Here is a 17782-nt window from a genome sequence, read left to right on the forward strand (position 1 = left end):
GTTCTTTTTTATTCGTGACGCGTGGGGTCGTCTTCCGTCAGCTGTAATTTACGCTCAATTTCCCGCAGTTTCATTTCCTCAAGTACTTTCTTGTATTCAAACGGAATGACTTTCACGAATTTCGGCAGGTATTCTTCCCAATTGGTCAGAATATCGGCAGCCAAAGAACTTTGGGTATATAACAGGTGTTTACTAATCATTTCCTGCAGTTCATCCACATCCGATTTATCTTCAACCGGCGACAGTTCAACCAGACCTTTATTGCAGTAATAGTCAAAGTTGCCGTCAACATCGAGCACGTAGGCGATACCTCCGCTCATCCCGGCGGCAAAGTTCCGCCCGGTCCGTCCCAGTACAACAACGCGCCCGCCGGTCATGTATTCGCAGCAATGATCTCCGGTTCCTTCCACTACGGTTTTTGCGCCGGAGTTACGAACACAGAAACGTTCGCCGGCAACTCCCCGGATATACCCTTCACCGCTGGTTGCTCCGTAAAACGTGGTATTCCCTACGATGATATTTTCTTCCGGCTTAAATGTTGATCCGGTTGGAGGCACCACCACAATTTTACCTCCCGAGAGTCCTTTCCCGATGTAGTCGTTCGCGTCTCCCTCAAGGCGGAATGTGATTCCTTTCACCATGAAAGCGCCGAAACTTTGACCGGCTGTTCCTTTAAAGGTGCAGTTGATGGTATCTTCGGACAACGCCTCTTCGCCGTAGCGTTTCGAAATTTCGCCCGACAACATGGCGCCAATGGTCCGGTCGGTATTCACGATGGGGTACGAGATCCAGACTTTTTCTTTTCCTTTTATCGCTTTACTGGCATCCAGAATCAGTTTGTGATCCAGGTGATCTTCAATCGATTTCAGATTCGGAAAGGTATTCCGGATATCAAATTCTTTCGCTTCTTCGGGCAAATACAGGATTTTGGAGAAATCTATATTTTTCATTTTCCAGTTTCCGACGGTCGGATCTACTTCCAGTAAATCGGTCCGGCCAACCAGATCGTCGAATTTACTGATGCCCATTTCGGCCATATATTCGCGGACTTCTTCGGCGATAAAGCGGAAGAAATTAACGACGAATTCGGATTTGCCGATGAAGCGTTTACGCAGATCTTTATCCTGTGTGGCAATACCGGCCGGACAGGTATTGAGGTGGCATTTGCGCATCATGATGCAACCCATGACAATCAGGGCCGAGGTGGAGAACCCGAATTCTTCACCGCCCAGGCAAGCCATTGTAATCACGTCGTGCCCGTTCTTCAATTGTCCGTCAACCTGAAGTTTCACGCGTCCGCGCAGGTTGTTCATCACCAGGGTTTGCTGTGCTTCGGCAATTCCCATTTCGGCCGGCAAACCGGCATGTTTGATCGAGCTGGCCGGGCTGGCGCCAGTACCGCCTTCGCCCCCCGAGATCGTGATCAGATCGGCATAAGCTTTGGCAACACCCGCTGCTACGGTTCCAACACCGGCTTCCGCCACCAGTTTCACCGAAACTTTAGCGCGCGGGTTGGTTACCTTCAGGTCGTAAATCAATTGAGACAAGTCTTCAATCGAATAAATATCGTGATGAGGAGGTGGCGAAATCAAGGTAATTCCCGGAGTTGAGTTACGGGTTTTAGCGATAATTTTATTCACTTTAAAGCCAGGCAACTGCCCTCCTTCGCCCGGTTTTGCCCCCTGGCAGATTTTGATCTGCAATTCGTAGGCATTGGTCAGGTAATTGTTGGTGACCCCGAAACGTCCGGATGCAACCTGTTTGATGGCGCTTTGTTTCAGCGTCCCGAAACGTTCGGAATCTTCGCCGCCTTCGCCGGTATTGCTGCGTCCGCCAATCGTATTCATGGCCATGGCCAGGGTTTCATGTGCTTCTTTACTGATTGACCCGTAAGACATCGCCCCGGTCACAAAGCGGTTCATGATATTTTCAGCAGGTTCTACCTGATCGATCGGGATGGGATTGTTCTTTTTAAACCTGAAACATCCGCGGATAAACCCGGGTTTTTGGTTGTTCTGCTGAACCAGCTTACTGTATTCTTTATATTTACTGTAATCGTTGGTGCGGGTAGCCCATTGTAACAAACCAATTGCTTCGGGATTCCAGGCATGGTGCTCGCCGTATTTCCGCCACGCGTAAACCCCGCCGTTTTCGAAGCGGAATATTTCGGGAGTGGCGACGGTTTGGTAAGCTGCTTCGTGCATCCGCTTGTATTCCTCCGCGATTTCACTCAGACCTATACCGCTCAGGCGGGAAGTGGTTCCGGTGAAATACCGTTCAATCAGCTCATTCCCAACACCAATGGCTTCGAACATTTGTGCCCCGTGATACGAACGCAGGGTGGAAATACCCATCTTTGACATGATTTTTAATAAACCTTTGTCAACTGCTTTGATGTAATTTTTACGGGCCTCCTTATATTCCATTTCAACTTTACCTTCTTTCACCAGGTAGTCAATGGCCGCAAAAGCCATGTACGGATTAATCACGCTTGCCCCATAGCCCAACAAGAGGGCAAAGTGATTGACTTCGCGTGCTTCGGCCGTTTCAACAATGACTCCGACCTGCATCCGTTTCTTTCTGGAGATCAGGTGATGGTGAACCGCCGAAACAGCCAGCAAGGAGGGGAACGGCGCGTTTTCGGCATTCACTTCCCGGTCGGACAGAATGATGAAATTTTTCTTTTCATCGACCGCTTTCTCGGCCATCTCCAACATGGATTCAAATGCTTTCCTGAACCCGGCTTCTCCTTCTTTGACCGGGAAAACCATGGGGATGGTCTGATGGCTGAACATTTCATCTTTCAGGTCTTTAATTTTCCCCAGGTCGGTATTGGTAATCAGCGGGCTGTCAAATTTGATCAGCTTGCAGTGATCCGGGCTGTCATTCAGAATATTCGAGCTCAATGAACCGATATAGTTCGTCAGCGACATCACCAGGCCCTCGCGGATCGGGTCGATGGCGGGGTTGGTTACCTGCGCGAACATCTGTTTAAAGTAATTGAAAAAGAGCTGGGGTTTTTCTGAAAAGATCGCTATAGGCGTATCATTACCCATTGAGCTGGTGGCTTCGGCAGCCGAAACTGCCATACCCTGGATGATCTCGTACATATCTTCTTTCGTGTATGAAAATACTTTCGAGAGGGTTTCAAAATTTTCCAGTTCTGAAGGCACCCGGTTTTTAACTTTGATATCTTTCATCCGCATGCGGTTTTCTTTTAACCACATATCGTACGGATTACGTTTACTCAATTCGTATTTCACTTCGTTGTCGGGGATGATAATTCCCAACTTCGTATCGATCAGCATAATTTTGCCTGGTCTCAGACGCCCTTTTTCTTTGATTTCGTCGGGTGCAAACTGCTGAACGCCAACTTCGGAGCCCATCACAACCAGGTCGTTTTTGGTGATGACATAACGCGAAGGGCGCAGACCGTTCCGGTCGAGCGTACCGCCGATATAACGGCCATCGGAAAAAACCATCGAGGCCGGGCCATCCCAGGGTTCCATGATGGTTGAGTGATATTCGTAAAATGCCTTCAGGCTTTCCGGGATCGGGTTTTTCTCGTTAAACGATTCCGGGATCATCATACACAAGGCATGATGTAAGGAACGGCCGGTGAGGTGAAGGAATTCGAGCACATTGTCGAATGAGGCAGAGTCTGACTTTCCATCCTCGATCACCGGTAATAATTTTTTCAGATCTTCACCGAAAATTTCAGATTTCAGCAGGGCCTCGCGGGCCTGCATCCATTTCCGGTTACCTTTTACCGTATTGATTTCCCCGTTGTGGGCGAGGAAACGAAATGGCTGGGCCAAATCCCAGGTTGGGAACGTGTTGGTACTGAACCGGGAATGGACAAGCGCAATAGCCGATTTCAGTTTTTCGTGCTGAAGGTCTTTAAAATACTCGCCCAACTGGAACGGGGTAAGCATACCTTTATATACAATGGTCCGCGAAGAAAAGCTTGGCTGATAAAATGCTTCTTTCTGGCTCAGGTTCGACCGGGCAATTTCGTGTTCTGTCAGCTTACGCACGATATATAACCGGCGTTCGAGCGCTTCCTGCTCTAAATCAGCCTTAACAAATACCTGTTTGATGACTGGTTCTGTTTTTTTAGCAATTTCTCCCGGCGCAGAGCTGTCAACAGGAACATCGCGGAAAGCGATCAGCTCCAGTCCTTCCTCTTCGATGTGTTTGCTCAAAACATCCAGGCAAATATCCGCTTCAGCAGCCAGATGGGGCAAAAAAATCAGTCCGGTTCCGTATTTGCCGGATTCGGGCAGGTTTATTTTTACAACATCCTTGAAATATTCATGAGGAATTTGCATTAAAATACCTGCTCCGTCACCCGTTGAATTATCAGCACTTGTAGCGCCCCGGTGATCCAGATTTTCAAGAACCCGTAAGCCTCGCTGGATAATGTCATGCGACGCCTGTCCTTTTATATGAGTCACGAATCCAATCCCGCAATTGTCGTGCTCATTTGCAGAGTCGTACATCCCCTGCCTTTTTGGAAATCTAAACTGCTTCATGTATACCTTTTTAATTTAATCCACCTTCACCTGTTCTGACCAATAAGACATAACAAAAATTGTCAAATCCTGATTATTGATTAGAATTTATAAGCAAAACCCGCAAAAATCTTACGAAGTGAAAGCAAAAATAGCCATAAATCGATTATCATCCAATCTTTGCCCTAAAAAAAGATGCTCGACAACATGCCAAATTCCTTTGTTATTTAAAAACAAATCATATAAACATGTGAAATAAAAGCACTTACACCTTCTTTCAGGAAAATTCCAAAAAAGAAATTTGTTTTTAAAGATAACGATTTATTAACAGAAAGCTCTTATTTCAGTAGTTTCTTAATGGCCTTGTCAGTGTTTTCGAAATTAAACTGACCGATAACCGATTTCATTTTGTCTTCGATTTGTGGCAAACACAAATTTCCAAGGCTTCCGGCATGGCTGTGTTCAACTTTCCGGTGGGGCTGATAGTTTCCTGATTGTATCTCCATGCCGACTTGCCGGTATGCATCTCTAAACGGAACACCCTGCATGACCAGTTTGTTCACATCTTCCACACTGAACACATATTTATAACGGTCATCTTCCAACAGATCTTTTTTGACCGAAATCTCCGACAAGGCAAAGGCTGCAATTTCCAGGCAGTTTTTCAAATCGCGGAAAGCCGGCAAAAATACTTCTTTCAAAATTTGAAGGTCGCGAAAATACCCGCTGGGCAGGTTATTGACCATCAGCGTTATTTGGGTAGGTAATGCCTGCAACTTATTGCAGTGAGAGCGCAAAAGTTCAAAAACATCGGGATTTTTCTTGTGAGGCATGATGCTCGATCCGGTCGTCAGTTCGTCGGGAAGGGCCACGAATCCGAAATTCTGGCTCATAAACAAACAAACGTCATAAGCCAGTTTCGACAGGGTGGAAGCCAGGGAGGCCAAGGCAAAACTAACTGTCTTCTCCATCTTCCCGCGTCCCATTTGGGCATAAATCACGTTATAATTCATCTGCTCGAAGCCCAACAAGTCGGTTGTTAACTGACGGTCGATCGGGAAGGAAGAGCCGTAACCGGCGGCCGAACCAAGCGGGTTTTGATTGGTGATGCGGTAAGCCGCCTGCAACAATACAAAATCATCCGTCAGGCTTTCGGCATAAGCGCTAAACCACAAACCAAAAGACGAGGGCATGGCCACCTGTAAATGGGTATATCCCGGCATTAAAAAATCCTTATATCTTTCGGCCTGGGCCATCAGTACCCCGAACAAGCGATTCCCCAGATCCACAATTTCGCGGATTTCGTGACGGGCAAAAAGCTTCAGATCGAGCAGCACCTGATCGTTGCGCGAACGTCCGCTATGGATTTTTTTACCCACATCGCCAAGCTTCCGGGTTAACATGGTTTCTACCTGCGAATGAACGTCTTCCATGCCTTCTTCAATCACAAACCCGCCTTGTGCAGCCAGTTGGTAAATCGCTTTCAACTCAACCAGTAAGCAATCCAGCTCTTCTTTCTCAAGCAAACCGATGGATTGCAACATCGTGGCATGCGCCATGGAGCCCAGCACATCATATTTCGCCAGGTAAAGATCAAGTTCCCGGTCTTTTCCAACTGTAAAATCTTCAATGAGTTTATTTACTGAATAGCCCTTGTCCCAAAGTTTCATTTTGCATCAATTTTTAGCCAAAGATACTTATTTTAACTTTTACCAAACCCGTCTATCGCTAACCGTCGATCTGCCTATTTTCTTTCAGTCCGAATTGAATAATCAGAATGCCATAATGAAATAAAATAATACAATAAAATATCGTTCCTCTATTTATTTATTTATTTTATTGTCTTTTTGCTCATATTTGATTTAAATAAATTGATTTTTGACCTTTTGATACAAAACAAACAGCTGAAACTGACCAAAAATTAATTATTTTAGAAATGACCCCATGTTTTTATAGTCACATTCTGACATTTTGATATTTTTTCTAATATAATCCCCTATTTTTGATGGGTATTGTATGTTAATTTTGCATTAATTAGCAATTGTACCCCTATTTTAAACTTTGATTGTTTTGAAATATATCTACTTTTGAAGCGGAGATCTAAAAATAAAGGGGGTCATTTAAAAAAACGAGCATTTTTAAAAGATCACACACGTTAAAGCAAAACCCAAAAAAGAATTAATGACAAAAAATTCAGTTAAACCCTTAAAAATTTCATTATGAAAAAGACAATTAAGCTTTTAGTTTTTGGACTGACAACTATTTTTGCTTTAAACGTACAGGCACAGGAAAGTTCCTGGAGTACAGGCGTTGATTTAGTGAGCAGCTATGTGTGGCGTGGTACAAACTTCAGCGGGCCATCTCTGCAACCCTCAATCGAATATTCATCAGGAATTTTCTCGATCGGCGCATGGGGATCGCAAGGATATGACGGTTTTCAGGAAATGGATCTTTACACGTCCCTGTCTTTTGATTTTGGATTAAGTCTTGGGCTGACCGATTATTATTATCCCGGCACAAACTACTTCGAAACCAGTAAAGAAAACGGGAGTCACGCCTTCGAAATAAACTTAGGTTTTGAAACGGGGGCACTGACTCTTGCCGCCAATTACATCTTAAATGAAGCCGGAGGAGCTGCATCAGCCGGAAAAGACATGTATTACGAGGCCGGCCTGGCGGTTGGTAAGGTTAACTTGTTCGCAGGAGCCGGCGACGGATGGCACACCTCGGATGGCAAATTCAATCTTTGCAATGTAGGCATTGGCACTTCCAAAGAAATCAAAATCACGGATTCTTTTTCCATCCCGCTAAGTGGCACAGCAATCCTTAACACGGAAAGAGAACAGTTTTACATTGTTGTAGCAATCTCTTTATAATTAAAACCAAAGTACGATGAAGAAAATTGAAGCCATTATCAGAAAAACCAAATTCGATGAAGTGACTGAAGCGCTTCACGATGCCGGGATCGAATTCTTCTCCTTCTGGGATGTACGCGGTGTAGGGCAAACCAGGCAAGAACGGACTTACCGCGGCGTGACTTACGACACAAGCACCATTGAACGGACCATCCTCTCCATCATTGTCCGCGATAAAAATGTTGAAAAAACCGTTCTGGCGATTATGAATGCCGCCAGAACAGGTGAGATTGGCGACGGTAAGATTTTCATCTCCACCATCGATGAATCCTATCGCATACGCACCGGAGAATTTGGTGATGAGTCATTATTCATTAAAGGAAAAGAAGAATAAAAAATTAATTATCATGGAAGGAACTTTACAAGGCCTGCAAATAGGTATCGATAATATGTGGCTGTTGATTGCCGGATTCATGGTGATGTTTATGCAGCCGGGGTTTGCAATGGTGGAGGCGGGCTTTACCCGTTCGAAAAACACCGCAAACATCTTAATGAAAAACCTGATGGATTTTGCCATCGGCTCTCTTTTATACTGGATGATTGGTTTTACCATCATGTACGGCGATTCGGTAGCCGGGTTAATCGGGATTCCCGATTTATTCTTCATGAGTGATGGCTACGGCGATAATTACTCCGACTATGCCGACCTGTTTTTCCAAACGGTATTTGCTGCCACTGCCGCAACCATTGTTTCGGGAGCGATGGCCGAACGTACCGAGTTTAAAGCTTACCTGATTTTCTCGATCGTGATCACCGTGTTGATTTATCCGATCTCGGGGCATTGGACCTGGGGAGGCGGTTGGTTAAGCGAACTTGGATTTCACGACTTTGCAGGTTCTTCGATCGTTCACTCGGTAGGCGGATGGGTTGGATTGGCCGGTGCTGCCATCATCGGCCCGCGTCTTGGAAAATATGACAAAAAAGGAAAAGCAAAGGCGATTCCGGGACACAACCTCACCTTAGGCGCTTTGGGTGTATTTATTCTCTGGTTTGGCTGGTTTGGCTTTAACCCCGGCTCACAATTAGCGGCCGCCGGTGTCGAAAATGCTGTTGCGATCGGCCATATAGCCGTTACTACAAACCTGGCTGCCGCCGCCGGCGCAGTAACAGCCATGCTGGTCGCCTGGGTTCGTTACCAACGCCCAACCCTGTCAATCTCATTGAACGGCGCCCTGGCCGGTTTGGTTGCCATTACCGCTGGTTGCGATGCGGTTGATCCCGTCGGTGCCGTGATTATCGGTATTGCTGCCGGATTTATTTTGCCGTTTGCCGTTGAGTTTTTCGATAAAATACTGAAAGTTGACGATCCGGTTGGCGCGATTTCGGTACACGGCGTCAGCGGCGCCATTGGCACGCTGGCCGTTGGCCTGTTCTCAACGTCCGAAGGTTTGTTTTACCGCAACGGCGCAAAACTGCTCGGCGTTCAGGCCATTGGAGTGCTAAGTATCTTTGTCTGGGCTTTTGGAACCGGCTTAATCCTGTTTACCATCCTGAAAAAAGCAGGCGTTCTGAGAGTATCCAAACGCATTGAAGAAGAAGGTCTTGATGTATATGAACACGGAGAAAGCGCCTACAATTAATAATTTCTTCAGCCTTTATGTCTGTAGCTTTCTCAAAGGGTCTGCCTTGGCAGGCCCTTTCCCTTTTTATGAGCTAAGCGGTGAGCTACATATCGGTCGTCCGGCAATAAGCATCTACAAACTCAGATTTTCCAGCAATCTTTTATAGATGTCAAAGCCCTGCTCGATCTCAGAAATCAGGATATATTCATCAGCCGTGTGCGAACGGGCGCTGTCGCCCGGGCCAATCTTCATGGAAAGAAAGGGCATAACGGCCTGATCGGATGTCGTCGGCGAACCGTAACCGGACAAACCAATTTCGACTCCCCGCCGCACCAAGGGGTGATCTAACGGGATACCCGAACTGTTCAGCTTAAACGAGCGGGCTTTAACTTCAGCCGAAATCAATCCGCTAATCATCTCGAAAGCAAGCTGGTTCGAATAAAACTCATTGGTGCGTACATCGACCACAAATGAGCAGTTATCGGGCACCACATTGTGCTGATAACCGGCGTTGATTTGGGTAACCGACAGTTTTACCGCTCCAAGCATCTCCGATACTTTCTCAAACCGGTAATTCCGGAGAATCTGGATGTCGTCAATGGCTTTGTATAACGCGTTCTCGCCTTCGTTGCGCGCCGCATGGCCCGCTTTGCCGTAAGCCATGCAGTCGAGTACCATCAATCCTTTTTCGGCTACAGCCATTTGCATTTGGGTCGGCTCGCCGACAATCGCCAGATCAACCGGCCCCAGGTCGCCAATCAGGCTCTCCATCCCGTTTATGCCCGACACCTCTTCTTCGGCCGATGCGGCAAATATGAGATTAAACGGCAATTCATCCTGCTTCTCAAAATAAATAAATACCGCCAGCAGGGTCACCAGCGAGGCTCCGGCATCGTTGCTGCCCAGCCCGAAAAGCCGGTCGCCGTCCCGCTCAGCCCCGAATGGGTCTTTTGTCCAGTTCTGTACCGGTTTCACCGTGTCAATATGTGAATTCAGCAATAACACCGGTTTCCCCTCCTGCCAGCTTTTGTTCCGCAACCAGGTGTTGTTGGCTTTGGTCGAATACGACAGCCCTTTTGCCTCCAGAAACGCACGAACCAGGCTTGCCACCGCTTCTTCTTCTCCGCTGAAAGAAGGCGTTTGTATCATCCGGCTTAACAGTTGAATGTATTCTTTCATCGTTCGGAATTAATAAAAACAAATGTAATAATGTTTCGTAAAGAAACAGACAACTCCCCGCAATTAGGCTTTTTGCTTATTCCATACGCACAATTATTTCTTTTAGATTGTACCGGATAAAATTGTAAATTGTAGCAATTTAATTTTCAGAAAATTCGATTTGTGAAAAGGCTTGAGAATCTGTAAAAAAACTATATTTGGCGTTCAAAAAAATTAACCCTGTTTTTAATTAGTTATTAGGATTATAAGAATGAGAAAATGGCGCATTGAGGACACTGAGGAACTCTACAACATCAATGGTTGGGGAATCAACTATTTTTCGATTAATGATAAAGGAAATGTGGTTGTTACCCCGCAAAAAGGCGGACCTCAGATTGATTTAAAAGAACTGATTGATGAGCTGCAGGTTCGGGATGTAGCTTTACCTCTGTTGGTTCGTTTTCCGGATATTCTGAACAGTCGGATTGAAAAAATGACGAATTGTTTCAGGACTGCGGCCAAAGAATATAACTACAAGGCGAACAATTTTATCATTTACCCGATCAAGGTAAACCAAATGCGCCCGGTGGTCGAAGAAATTGTCAGTCACGGACAAAAATTTAACATTGGCCTCGAAGCAGGTTCAAAACCTGAACTTCATGCCGTAATCGCCATCAACACCGACAGTGATTCGTTAATCATCTGTAACGGCTATAAAGATGAAGATTACATAGAGCTGGCGCTACTTGCACAAAAAATGGGACGCCGCATTTTTGTGGTCGTCGAAAAACTGAACGAACTTAAACTCATTGCAAAAGTAGCCAAGCGACTGAAAATCAAACCAAATCTTGGAATTCGCATTAAGCTGGCCAGCAGCGGAAGCGGTAAATGGGAAAACTCGGGAGGCGACGTCAGCAAATTCGGGTTAACCTCCAGCGAAGTGCTCGAAGCCGTGGATTTTCTGGATAAAAACCACCTCAGGGATTGTCTGAAACTCGTTCATTTTCACATTGGCAGCCAGGTGAATAAAATACGTCGCATTAAAATCGCCCTGCGCGAATCGGCCCAGTTTTATGTCGAGTTGTGCAAGCTGGGGTTCGATATCGAATTTGTTGATATCGGCGGCGGCCTGGGCGTTGATTACGATGGGACACGCTCGGCAAACCGCGAAAGCAGCGTGAACTACAGCATTCAGGAATATGTGAATGACGCAGTTTCGACTATGGTGGATGCCAGCGATAAAAACAACATTCCCCACCCCAATATTATCACGGAGTCGGGCCGGTCGCTAACGGCCCATCATTCCGTGCTGATTTTTGAAGTACTGGAGTCGACAACGCTTCCGAGCTGGGATGAGGATGTTGAAATGAACGAAAACGACCACGAACTGGTACAGGAACTTTACGGCTTGTGGGAATCACTCAACCAACCGCGTATCCTGGAAGCATGGCACGATGCCCAGCAGATTCGCGAAGAAGCTCTGGATCGGTTCAGCTTTGGCCTGATCGACCTGAAAACCCGTGCACAAATTGAGCGTTTGTTCTGGTCAATTGCCCGCGAAATCTATCAGATGACCAACAAAATGAGACATATCCCGGAAGAATTGATGTCGATGTCGAAATTACTGTCAGATAAGTATTTCTGTAATTTTTCGCTGTTTCAGTCATTGCCCGACTCCTGGGCCATCGACCAGATTTTCCCGATCATGCCCATCCACCGTTTAGATGAAAAGCCCGACCGTTCGGCCACCTTGCAGGACATTACCTGCGACTCGGACGGGAAAATCGATAATTTCATCTCAACCCGGAACATATCGTACGATTTGCCGGTTCACTCGCTGAAAGCCCGCGACCCGTATTATATCGGCGTATTTCTTGTCGGCGCATACCAGGAAATCCTGGGCGATTTGCACAACCTGTTTGGCGACACAAATGCCGTTCATGTATCGGTCGACGGCGATACGTACAGCATCGACCAGGTAATTGACGGGGAAACCGTGGCCGAGGTATTGGATTACGTCCAATACAACCCGAAAAAAATGGTTCGTATGGTGGAAACCTGGGTGACCACCTCCGTAAAATCGGGAAAAATTACGGCCGAAGAAGGAAAAGAATTCCTGTCGAACTACCGCTCCGGCTTATACGGCTACACCTACCTGGAATGATGTTAACCGGATAATTTTAAGCTATCGGAAGAGGCTGTACGAAAAGTTTAAAGGTTTACTTTTCATACAGCCTTTTTTTCGCCCGAAACGAAAGGGATGAACGGCTTAATTTAACCAGTTGCTTTCAACGGAAAGGCCAACCTGCTGAAACCTTATTTAATTGGATTGACTCACCCTCCGAAGAACGGAGTTCTGCGGAGGGTGAGTCAGGAAACAAAAGTCGGAATTAAGAACGGTTTGGGGTTCATCCATTCCAAAAATTCTGCCTATTTTTATAAAAAATCCGACTCAACCATGACCACCTGCGCACTTGCCTTTACCGAAGAAAATGAAGCGTTATCCAGGGAGTTGGAGCAACTGAACCTGGAATTTGTCGACCTGTTTACCAATCACAAACACCTGGCCGAACAGGTTTCGGTAATCCTTACCTCGCTTTATCTGGATAAACTGGGACACCTTCAACTGGAATTGCTGCAAAAACAAACCGAGACCGCCAGGCTCAAAATGAAGATGAATTTGATGCAGGCGGCTATCAACCGCGACGAACAACCCGACATGCCTGCTATTGAACGCCTTCTGAATGAACGTCTAAGAAGTTATTATAAGCAAATTCAGGAACAGGCAGCAGATATTGAACAAGCAAAGAAAGTTCTTTCCCGTTTATTGCCCGAAGAAGAATCTCTCCAACTCAAAGAACTGTTCAGGCTGCTTTGTAAACGACTGCACCCCGATTTAAACCCCAACCAAACGGAAGAAGAAAAAGATTTGTTTATCCGGGTAAAAGCGGCTTACGACCAGCAAATGACTGACGAACTTCAGAAAATACTATTGTATCTGAGCCAGTCGGGTGAAAAACCTTCGGGCTTGGGCGTTGGCGAAAAAAGAGACCGGGTTGCCCATCTTAAAAAGAACATCGCCCTGCTGAAGGACAAAATTGACCAGTTAAAACAAAGTTTCCCGTTTAACATGGAGGAGTTGATCAACGATGAAGAGGCCATTCGTCAACAGCAGGAAGAAATACGGCAACAAATTCAAAGGGCTGACGAAGAAATAGAAAAATATACCAAAATCATAAACATCATGGCCAATGAATGAATCGATTCTGCCGGTTACCCCCGGCTTACTTGCCCTGTTGAGTAAAGGACAGAACGGCCTGGCCGCCTTCACCCAGGAAATTTTCCTCCTGGAAATTGTAGTTGCCGGAACCAGCTTTTGCAAGCAACTCGACGCTGTTGATGACAAAATCGTCCCCGAAACGGTGCTGACCATGAAACGGGAGCCGGAAAATAAATACGATCCCTTTGCCATTGCCATTTATTGTGAGCAAATCAGGATCGGCTTTGTTCCTGCCGAAATGAATCTGGTATGCTCGCGCCTGATGGATGCAGGCAAGCTGTTCTTTTGCCGGGTTGTTTCAAAAAAGTGGAAAAACAACTGGTTGCAAATCAGAGCCAACATCTATCTGGTGGAATAAAAGAAAACGGGCTTATAAAAATAAAACCGACTACCATGAACAGCGGCAATCACCACTTTGAACTCCCTGACCCCATCTGGCCCATTGCGTGGGGCATAGAACACGGATTGTATTTTTATCTTCAGGCGGTTGAAGAACTCCGGGATGGCCGTGTTTTGGTGAAAGACCGGGGCGAGATGATCATGTTAAGCTCTTATTCTTACCTGGGCTTACTTGGTCATCCCGCGATTGAAGCGGCGGCCGTTCAGGCAGTTCAGCAGTATGGTACCGGCGCCCACGGGGTACGTTTGTTAGCCGGAACACTTCCCTTGCACGAGGAATTGGAGGCGAAAATCTCCCAATTCAAAAAAACGGAAACGGCCGTGGTATATTCCAGCGGTTACCTGGCCAACCTGTCAGCAATCCCGGCCATCGTATCGCGCGATGACCTGGTTTTCTGCGATAAACTCGACCATGCCAGTATCCAGGATGGCTGCCGTTTATCCGGCGCCGGCTGCATCCGTTTCAGACATAACGAGATGGCTCAGCTGGAAGGTTACCTGCGAAAGGCTGATCCGAAAAAAGAAAAAGCTGGTGGTGGTTGATGCCGTGTTCAGCATGGATGGCGACATGGCAAATCTGCCGGAGATCAGTCGTTTGTGCCGCCAATACGGGGCGCTCCTGATGGTCGACGAGGCCCACTCGCTTGGCGTATTAGGAGAGGAAGGGAGGGGAATTGAAGAACATTTTGGACTGGCGCCCGATACCATCGATATTAAAATGGGCACCTTAAGCAAGACGATCCCGGCAATGGGCGGTTACATCGCGGGTTGTGCCGAATTAATCAACCTGTTAAAACACAATTCGCGCGGCTTTATTTTTTCAGCGGCGCTGGCTCCCCCGCTTGCCGCGGCGGCCTTGGCCTCGTTCGACCTGATTTTACAAGAATCCGGACGGATACGCCGCTTACAGGCGAACATGCGGTATTTCCGCGACCAATTGCGGGAAAAAGGCTTCAACCTGTTGAATACCGAAACGCCCATTATGCCGGTTATTTGCGGCGACGACCAAAAGGCCTGGGAGATGGCCAAACATTGTCAGGATAACGGGTTATTCGTTCACGGAATTCCCTCGCCTGTTGTACCCCGGGGTACGGCGCGCCTGCGTGCGATTGTCACCGCGGCGCATACGGCTGCCGATATCGCGTATTGTCTGGCGGTAATTGAAAAGGCCGGCCGGTTAACCGGAATAATCTAAGCCGGGCTATCACACGAGCGAATAATCTTCGAAGATCACTCCTTCTTTTAGTTCTTTCAGCAGGTTTTCATCTCCTTTTAAACTGCTTGCCCAAAGTTTTGAATAGAAGCTGAACCCGGGTAATCCTTTGCGGATCGTTTGAAGCTTATCTGCCGGATGCAACGCCAGTGTCAGAAAAGTAAACCGGTCGCGGTAAAGCAAATACCTGGCATGGGCCATCAGTTGATCTAACCCGTGCAGACACCCGGGGAGGGCAGCCAGACGTTTTACATTGATCAGGCGAATCGGTTCCCCCTTTTGAGGAAGCCGGAAGACCGGCAGCAGCCCGGAAATCAATTTACTGGTACGGCAAAGGAGATGAAGGGATAATGGTAAATCGACGATGATATTTTGTTTTAACCGGGAATAATCGGCCAGGGTGAGCGCCGCCGTAAATTGGCCGTTTTCCTTAATAGCCAGGTTGATTTGTTCGGCCAGATCTTCCGACTTGCTGTAAGGAGCCAGGGTGTAATTGTTCGCGCAGGCATTGTAAAAATCAGCTAACTTCTCCGTTTCGTCGTCGTGAACCGGTGTAACCGTCAACTTGTTTTTTGCCGGTTTAACAGGTCGCGGCAAAAACTGGAACACCCGGAAAGTGCCCATTCCCAAAAAAGGCGGCATACCCGCCCGGCCGTCAAAAAAAGTTTCGACCTGATCATTCCCCAAAATGGTTGTACAAAGCAAAAGATCGGCATCAACCGAAATCAGGTATTCACGGAGCTTTTTTATTAAGCGAAAAGCGAGCCCGGTTCGCCGGTAAACGGGATGGATTTTAAAATCGCTGATATAATGAACCAGGCGAAGCCGACCGGCAAACAAAGCAGGGTGAGCGCTGACGGCAATTGATCCCACCATTTCGGCGTTGTTTTCGGCCACCAACATAAAAAAGGGTCCCCGTTCTCGGAGCAGGGAAAAAAAATCGGGTTGCCGTTCAATCCGCAGATCGATGATCCCTTTCATCGTTGTAAGGGCGGTTAGCCGTAACAGGCTTTCGTTATCGGTCGGTTTTGCGTCGCGGATGTACATGTTTCTTTTGTTTTTCGAAGAAGTAAAGATCTGCTTTTTTTAGTTTGCCGGCAGCAAACAAGGGCATCTGATCGGCATAATGCGGACTGTCGGGGCATTCGGATGCGCCGTAAGGGACAATTGATTCAATTTCGACCCCTGCTTCCGAAAAGCGCACGAACTGAATATACGAATCGCCGCCTTCCATCCGGAAAGTACCTTTTTTATCTTTTTCCAGAAAGGTTGCCGCCAGGTTTTCGGGCAAACCGGGCATGGGAATTTTGGTTTTTCCCCGGACCAAAAACTGGAGTTGGCCGAGCGGAACTTCAAGGCTTCCAAAATAACGTAACAGGTGTTTTTTCGATTTACGCAGGCTGTCGGCAAAAACCTTTTCCGGGACGCGATTGGCTTGCCCCCGCAAAAAATGCGCATCGATGTATTCAACCAGGTGGTACAGCAATACGGCCATCAGCGAAGCCTGTTTGTTGTCGGCGTCAGCTTTCCGGTTCCACCGGCGGATAATCGAAATACTTTCGCGCAGATCGGGATATTTTGAAAAACATTCGTCCAGTAATTCGTCGATGTTTTCAATACTGAACGAGTAGAAACTATCGCGGATAAACTGACGATCGTATTTCCATTCCGTTACTTCAGCGTAAGAAATTTTCCGGTTGCCGGTCTGTTTGGATGAGGTCTTCGGCTTTGCCGGGCTGTTCGGTGAAAAAACGTTGCAGATCGTTTGGTATCGGTTGATGAAAATGAATGTAACGGGCAGATAATAAACTTTCGGGCGCCGCTTTTTGATGAATCAACCGAAGGACTTCCTGAAACTCGTTGGGGCTCATCCAATCGCCAATATTGGAGAGATGAAACTTGTTGAAGTAATGAGGCGGGTAAACGTGCAGGCATTCCGAAAATGAATGTTGCCGAAAATAAAGCTGATGTTGCCGCTCTCTCAGTTTTTCCTGTCCCTCAGGTTGAAGAAACCCGGGCAAGGCCTCCGCATAAAGAACCTGGTTGAAAAAGGTGTATTGAAAAAAATAATTTAACCGGCAGGGTGTGGCTGTGCAAAAGTGCCGCAAACGACCGTAGAAAAAGGCCGCCATATCAATTTCACCCTGATTGGAAAGTCCTTTTTCGTGGATACCCCGGTTTTTATAGATCCGGGGATGGAAAATAATTTTAAACAGGCCTTTTAGTAAAACAGAACTCAGTTCCCGGTCGAAAAAGACTTGCTGTTCGTCAACATTATCGCAGGCCAGTAAGCGGTGTAGTTTTCTTTTTCCAAGAATCAGCTGGGCGATCGGCCGGAAGCGGGTGATGTATTGCTCAAAGCGGCCGGCCTTGACCGCCCCTTTTTCGATCACAGTCGGGTATTTGTTCCAAAAATGACATTCTTCGGGGCTGAGATTTTTTTGAAGCCGGGCAAACTGCATTTTTCGCTCCGCTTGGTCCATGTGCATATATCCCAGGAAGCCGGCTGCTTTTTCGGATGGTAAAAACAAGGCTGCCGAAAGTTTTAGTTTGCCGAGATAAATCTGGTTCAGGTCGGTATCTGCCGCCGTGATATCTGCCTGTCGCATCGCCAGCAGGTTAAGCGGTACCTCGCCGGCGCTGGCAATACAAAGCAGGCGGTCTCCGTCGTTTAGTTCCAGCATCTGACTTTCAGTGCGGGCGTCTTCCTGCGATATCCCGTAGTTAAATAATGCCTTCAT

Annotated in this window: 14 protein-coding genes; 8 read left to right on the top strand and 6 right to left on the bottom strand. The window is 47.0% G+C overall.

The features are described from left to right. Window positions 1-8: 8 nt before the first annotated feature. Both gltB and argH read right to left on the bottom strand, forming a co-directional pair. Entirely contained in the window at window positions 9-4535 is a 4527-nt protein-coding gene (gene gltB / locus AC6H3C_RS05020) for a glutamate synthase large subunit (protein ID WP_497519584.1), read from the bottom strand. A gap of 317 nt (window positions 4536-4852) precedes the next feature. Further along, window positions 4853-6184: an argininosuccinate lyase gene (argH, locus tag AC6H3C_RS05025; RefSeq protein WP_497519585.1), complete on the bottom strand. Its 1332-nt coding sequence runs from the start codon at window positions 6182-6184 to the stop codon at window positions 4853-4855. Between the two features lie 549 nt (window positions 6185-6733). On the opposite strand from argH, the gene AC6H3C_RS05030 reads away from it, so the two are divergent. The 3 genes from AC6H3C_RS05030 to AC6H3C_RS05040 are packed head-to-tail and all read left to right on the top strand — an operon-like array spanning window position 6734 to window position 9009. Beyond that, a complete protein-coding gene (locus AC6H3C_RS05030; protein WP_497519586.1) occupies window positions 6734-7390 on the top strand; it encodes a TorF family putative porin in 657 nt (218 codons plus the stop codon). Between the two features lie 16 nt (window positions 7391-7406). Further along, window positions 7407-7763, top strand: a complete 357-nt coding sequence (locus tag AC6H3C_RS05035; RefSeq protein ID WP_497519587.1) for a P-II family nitrogen regulator — start codon at window positions 7407-7409, stop codon at window positions 7761-7763. Between the two features lie 13 nt (window positions 7764-7776). After that, window positions 7777-9009 (top strand): ammonium transporter, encoded by a 1233-nt coding sequence (locus AC6H3C_RS05040; protein WP_497519588.1) that lies wholly within the window; start codon window positions 7777-7779, stop codon window positions 9007-9009. A gap of 114 nt (window positions 9010-9123) precedes the next feature. Here the strand turns inward: AC6H3C_RS05040 and AC6H3C_RS05045 are convergent, their stop codons facing one another. Next, the gene (locus tag AC6H3C_RS05045; protein WP_497519589.1) at window positions 9124-10170 is read right to left on the bottom strand and encodes a M20 family metallo-hydrolase; all 1047 of its coding nucleotides are present in this window, start codon (window positions 10168-10170) and stop codon (window positions 9124-9126) included. A gap of 250 nt (window positions 10171-10420) precedes the next feature. Between AC6H3C_RS05045 and speA the strand changes: the two genes are divergently transcribed. The 5 genes from speA (at window position 10421) to AC6H3C_RS05070 (ending at window position 15023) form a co-directional block, all read left to right on the top strand. Beyond that, window positions 10421-12313, top strand: coding sequence for a biosynthetic arginine decarboxylase (gene speA / locus AC6H3C_RS05050; RefSeq protein ID WP_497519590.1), 1893 nt, complete (start codon window positions 10421-10423; stop codon window positions 12311-12313). Between the two features lie 294 nt (window positions 12314-12607). Then, entirely contained in the window at window positions 12608-13408 is an 801-nt protein-coding gene (locus AC6H3C_RS05055; protein ID WP_497519591.1) for a J domain-containing protein, read from the top strand. Continuing rightward, entirely contained in the window at window positions 13401-13787 is a 387-nt protein-coding gene (locus AC6H3C_RS05060) for an HIRAN domain-containing protein (RefSeq protein WP_497519592.1), read from the top strand. Before AC6H3C_RS05055 ends, AC6H3C_RS05060 begins: the two co-directional genes overlap by 8 nt. A gap of 35 nt (window positions 13788-13822) precedes the next feature. Beyond that, the gene (locus AC6H3C_RS05065; protein WP_497519593.1) at window positions 13823-14371 is read left to right on the top strand and encodes an aminotransferase class I/II-fold pyridoxal phosphate-dependent enzyme; all 549 of its coding nucleotides are present in this window, start codon (window positions 13823-13825) and stop codon (window positions 14369-14371) included. Window positions 14372-14384: 13 nt separating this feature from the next. Beyond that, window positions 14385-15023 carry an aminotransferase class I/II-fold pyridoxal phosphate-dependent enzyme gene (locus AC6H3C_RS05070; RefSeq protein WP_497521252.1) on the top strand — a complete coding sequence of 213 codons (639 nt, stop codon included), beginning with the start codon at window positions 14385-14387 and terminating at the stop codon, window positions 15021-15023. Window positions 15024-15032: 9 nt separating this feature from the next. On the opposite strand, the gene AC6H3C_RS05075 is transcribed toward AC6H3C_RS05070, so the two are convergent. Genes AC6H3C_RS05075 through AC6H3C_RS05085 form a run of 3 tightly spaced genes read right to left on the bottom strand, consistent with a single transcriptional unit; the run spans window position 15033 to window position 17782 of the window. Continuing rightward, entirely contained in the window at window positions 15033-16088 is a 1056-nt protein-coding gene (locus AC6H3C_RS05075) for a GNAT family N-acetyltransferase (protein ID WP_497519594.1), read from the bottom strand. Next, window positions 16057-16827, bottom strand: coding sequence for a penicillin acylase family protein (locus AC6H3C_RS05080; protein ID WP_497521254.1), 771 nt, complete (start codon window positions 16825-16827; stop codon window positions 16057-16059). Before AC6H3C_RS05080 ends, AC6H3C_RS05075 begins: the two co-directional genes overlap by 32 nt. Then, the gene (locus tag AC6H3C_RS05085) at window positions 16718-17782 is read right to left on the bottom strand and encodes a DUF3419 family protein (protein WP_497519595.1); all 1065 of its coding nucleotides are present in this window, start codon (window positions 17780-17782) and stop codon (window positions 16718-16720) included. Before AC6H3C_RS05085 ends, AC6H3C_RS05080 begins: the two co-directional genes overlap by 110 nt.

Source organism: Gaoshiqia sp. US2, from assembly GCF_059705485.1.

Bases quoted from the DNA above. Each gene is read 5' to 3' on its own strand.
- AC6H3C_RS05040 (WP_497519588.1), top strand. From the start codon at position 7,777: ATGGAAGGAACTTTACAAGGCCTGCAAATAGGTATCGATAATATGTGG.
- AC6H3C_RS05070 (WP_497521252.1), top strand. From the start codon at position 14,385: ATGGATGGCGACATGGCAAATCTGCCGGAGATCAGTCGTTTGTGCCGC.
- AC6H3C_RS05030 (WP_497519586.1), top strand. From the start codon at position 6,734: ATGAAAAAGACAATTAAGCTTTTAGTTTTTGGACTGACAACTATTTTT.
- AC6H3C_RS05055 (WP_497519591.1), top strand. From the start codon at position 12,608: ATGACCACCTGCGCACTTGCCTTTACCGAAGAAAATGAAGCGTTATCC.
- AC6H3C_RS05060 (WP_497519592.1), top strand. From the start codon at position 13,401: ATGAATGAATCGATTCTGCCGGTTACCCCCGGCTTACTTGCCCTGTTG.
- argH (WP_497519585.1), bottom strand. From the start codon at position 6,184: ATGAAACTTTGGGACAAGGGCTATTCAGTAAATAAACTCATTGAAGAT.
- AC6H3C_RS05035 (WP_497519587.1), top strand. From the start codon at position 7,407: ATGAAGAAAATTGAAGCCATTATCAGAAAAACCAAATTCGATGAAGTG.
- AC6H3C_RS05065 (WP_497519593.1), top strand. From the start codon at position 13,823: ATGAACAGCGGCAATCACCACTTTGAACTCCCTGACCCCATCTGGCCC.
- AC6H3C_RS05075 (WP_497519594.1), bottom strand. From the start codon at position 16,088: ATGTACATCCGCGACGCAAAACCGACCGATAACGAAAGCCTGTTACGG.
- AC6H3C_RS05045 (WP_497519589.1), bottom strand. From the start codon at position 10,170: ATGAAAGAATACATTCAACTGTTAAGCCGGATGATACAAACGCCTTCT.
- gltB (WP_497519584.1), bottom strand. From the start codon at position 4,535: ATGAAGCAGTTTAGATTTCCAAAAAGGCAGGGGATGTACGACTCTGCA.
- speA (WP_497519590.1), top strand. From the start codon at position 10,421: ATGAGAAAATGGCGCATTGAGGACACTGAGGAACTCTACAACATCAAT.
- AC6H3C_RS05085 (WP_497519595.1), bottom strand. From the start codon at position 17,782: ATGAAGGCATTATTTAACTACGGGATATCGCAGGAAGACGCCCGCACT.